Source organism: Sulfitobacter sp. HI0129 (assembly GCF_001635395.1).
In the GTDB taxonomy this organism is placed as follows: Bacteria; Pseudomonadota; Alphaproteobacteria; order Rhodobacterales; family Rhodobacteraceae; genus Sulfitobacter.
In genome coordinates this window covers 1-531 of sequence record NZ_LWGH01000083.1, presented here as the reverse complement: position 1 = coordinate 531, position 531 = coordinate 1, and the positions used below count along the sequence as shown (strand labels likewise).

Annotated in this window: 1 protein-coding gene; it reads right to left on the bottom strand. The window is 65.7% G+C overall.

Translation table 11 applies throughout. From position 1 onward, the window contains the following. Positions 1-531: MaoC/PaaZ C-terminal domain-containing protein (locus tag A3764_RS00845; protein WP_269085011.1), on the bottom strand; the 531-nt coding region annotated here is incomplete at both ends.

The following is a 531-nucleotide window of genomic DNA, read 5'->3' as shown; positions in this document are numbered from 1 at the left end:
AAGCTGAGCAGCAGGTAGCCATGCGCCACCCGGCCCGGGAAGAACGGATTGGCCGCCGCCGCTTCGTCATCCATATGGGCGTAGAAGGTATCGCCGGTGAAATGGGCAAAGGTCTCGATATCGTCGAGCGTGACCACGCGGCTGTCGCTGTTGAATGTTTCGCCCAGCTCCAGTTCGGTGAAGCTGCGGGTGAAGGGATGCGCCCTGTCGTCGATCTCCGCCGCGCCGGGTATCCATTGCTGGCCTATGACGCTGAGCATGTCGGGGCTGCCCTGAACAGCGGTGCGCTGCATGTAGTGCATGACGCCGCGGATGCCGCCCAGTTCCTCGCCGCCGCCCGCGCGACCCGGGCCACCGTGCACCATATGGGGCAGGGGGGCACCGTGGCCGGTGGCTTCCTTCATGGAGGTTCGGTCGGCGAAGTAGAGCCGCCCGTGATAGGCCGCCGAACTCAGGGTGATGTCCCGCGCAAAGCCTGCGTCATGCGTGATGACAGAGGCGACGAGCGAGCCTTGCCCGCGGTTCAGCAGG